This window comes from Rhizobacter sp. P3_B12, assembly GCF_056402895.1.
This window is the reverse complement of sequence record NZ_JBFUGN010000855.1, coordinates 1-2,669: the sequence shown is the minus strand read 5'-3', so window position 1 is coordinate 2,669 and position 2,669 is coordinate 1. Positions and strand designations below refer to the sequence as shown.

General features: G+C 70.1%; 3 protein-coding genes. 2 read left to right on the top strand and 1 reads right to left on the bottom strand.

The features are described from left to right. The coding region (locus AC1D01_RS29115) for an ABC transporter permease (RefSeq protein WP_477872622.1) at window positions 1–835 on the top strand (835 nt) is incomplete at its 5' end. Window positions 836–872: 37 nt separating this feature from the next. Beyond that, on the top strand, window positions 873–2,192 hold the full coding sequence (locus AC1D01_RS29110) for an NAD(P)/FAD-dependent oxidoreductase (protein ID WP_477872620.1): 1,320 nt from the start codon (window positions 873–875) through the stop codon (window positions 2,190–2,192). Window positions 2,193–2,258: 66 nt separating this feature from the next. On the opposite strand, the gene AC1D01_RS29105 is transcribed toward AC1D01_RS29110, so the two are convergent. Next, window positions 2,259–2,669, bottom strand: a 411-nt coding sequence (locus tag AC1D01_RS29105; protein ID WP_477872618.1) for a glycosyltransferase family protein, incomplete at its 5' end; no start/stop codon positions are given.

Below are 2,669 nucleotides of genomic sequence, written 5' to 3'. Positions count from 1 at the left end.
GTTCGCGCTCGTCGTGCCACCGGACTTCTCGCGCCGGCTGCAGCGCGGCGAACGCCCGGCGCTGCTGCTGGCGGCCGACGCCACCGACCCGGCGGCCACCGGCAACGCGGTCGCGGCGGTGAACAGCATCGCGCAGCGCGCGATCGGCCGCGAGCTGGATGGCGCGCTCGCCACGCTGCGGCCGGCCGAGCCGCCGTGGGAAATCCGCATCCAGCGCCGCTACAACCCCGAAGGCCTGACCAGCTACAACGTGATCCCCGGGCTGATCGGCGTGATCCTGACGATGACGATGGTGATGATGACCTCGCTCGCGATGACGCGCGAACGCGAGCGCGGCACGATGGAGAACCTGCTCGCGACGCCGGCCCGCCCGGTCGAGGTGATGCTCGGCAAGATCGTCCCCTACATCCTGATCGGCTATGTGCAGGTGGTCGTGATCCTCGGCGCCGCGCGGCTGCTGTTCAGCGTGCCGATGGAAGGCAGCGTGCTGCTGCTGTCGGCGGTGCTGGTGCTGTTCATCGCGGCGAACCTGGCGGTCGGCTTCACGTTCTCGACGATCGCGCGCAACCAGCTGCAGGCGATGCAGCTGACGTTCTTCTTCTTCCTGCCGTCGATGCTGCTGACCGGCTTCATGTTCCCGTTCCGCGGCATGCCGGGCTGGGCGCAGGCGATCGGCGAGGCGCTGCCGCTGACGCATTTCCTGCGCATCGTGCGCGGCATCCTGTTGAAGGGCAACGGGCTGGCCGAGGTGGCGCCGCACCTGTGGCCGATTGCGCTGTTCATGCTGGTGGCCGGCACGATCGCGCTCACGCGCTACCGGCAGACCGTCGACTGATACCCTCCACCCGACAACAACGACGAAAGGCGCTCGCATGCAACGGATCGTGATCGTGGGAGGTGGGGCCGGCGGCCTCGCGCTGGCCACCCAGCTCGGCAAGACGCTCGGGCGCAAGGGCGCGGCCGAGATCACGCTGGTCGATGCCGCCCGCACGCACGTCTGGAAGCCGCTGCTGCACCAGCTCGCGGCCGGCAGCTTCGACACCCATGCCGAGGAGATCGAGTTCCTCGCGCAGGCGCGCGGCCATCACTTCAAGTTCCGGCTCGGCCGGCTATCGGGCATCGACCGTGCCGCGAAGACGGTGCAGCTGGACGCGAGCTACGACGAGGCCGGCCGCGAGATCACGCCGGCGCAGACGCTGGCCTACGACACGCTGGTGATCGCGGTGGGCAGCCAGACCAACGATTTCGGCACCGCAGGCGCGGCCGAGCACACCATCAAGCTCGACAGCCCGCAGGCCGCCAAGCGCTTCAACGACCGGCTGATCAACGCCTGCATCCGTGCGCAGAGCGTGCCGCGCGCGGCCGGCAGCGGCCGCCTCACGGTGGCGATCGTCGGCGGCGGCGCCACCGGCGTCGAGCTGGCGGCCGAGCTGCATGCTGCGGCGCGCGTGCTCGCGAACTACGGCTTCGACCACATCCACCCCGAGAAGGACCTGCAGATCGTGCTGGTCGAGGCGGCGCCGCGGCTGCTCTCGCAGTTGCCCGAGCGCCTGAGCGAGGCGGCGGTGCGCGAGCTGCGCAAGCTGGCGATCGAGGTGCACACGAACGAGCGCGTCGTCGAGGTGACCGGCAGCAGCCTGAAGATGGCCAGCGGCAAGGTGATCGGCTCCGACCTCACGGTGTGGGCGRCGGGCGTGAAGGCGGCGGATTTCCTGCGCACGCTGGGTGGTGGCGAGGGCCGCGATCCGCTGGAGACCAACAAGCTGAACCAGCTGATGGTCAACGGCAACCTGCAGACCACGCGCGACCCGGCGATCTTCGCGTTCGGCGATTGCGCGGCCTGCCAGCAACCCGACGGCGCCTGGGTGCCGCCGCGCGCGCAGGCGGCCTACCAGGAGGCGATGTACCTGGTGAAGGCGATCCCGAAGCTGCTGGCGGGCCAGCCGGTGAAGCCGTTCGTGTTCAGCGACAAGGGCTCGCTGGTGTCGCTGTCGGAGTACTCGTCGGTCGGCAGCCTGATGGGCAGCCTGACGCGCGGCAGCCTGTTCATCGAAGGGCGCCTCGCGCAGTTCATGTACTGGGCGCTGCACAAGCAGCACCAGATGGCGCTGGGCGGCTTCTGGCGGATGGTGCTGGTGACCTTGTCAGAGTTCCTCGACCGGACCTACCGGCCGAAGATCAAGCTGCATTGATCCCCACTCCGTTCGGGCTGAGCCTGTCGAAGCCTTGGTGCCGTGCCAGCAGGCCCTTCGACAAGCTCAGTGCGAACGGGGTGCGGCATTGAGTGCGGCGAGCTGCGCCGGCGTGCCGACGTTCTCCCAGGCGCCGCGCCACACCTCGGCGCTGATGTGCCGCTCGCGCATGCCGGCGAACAGCAGCGGGCCGAGCGCTGCCTTCGCGCCCGGCGCGATGCCGGCGCACAGCGAGGCGCGGCACAGCGCGAGGTTGGCGTAGGTCCAGCGCAAGCCATCGGGCCCGGCCGAATCGGCCAGCCCGAAGCCGTCGGCGTCGAGCCCGAAATCGCCCTTCGCGTGGAACGCCGGGTTCGGCACCAGCCACAGGTGTGCCAGCAGCGAGCCGGCGGCGAAGCGCTCGCCTTGGGCGGTGTCGAAGCGGAAGCCCGGCGCGTGGATGTCGCCCGAGACGACCCAGAAGCACTCGTCCGGGCC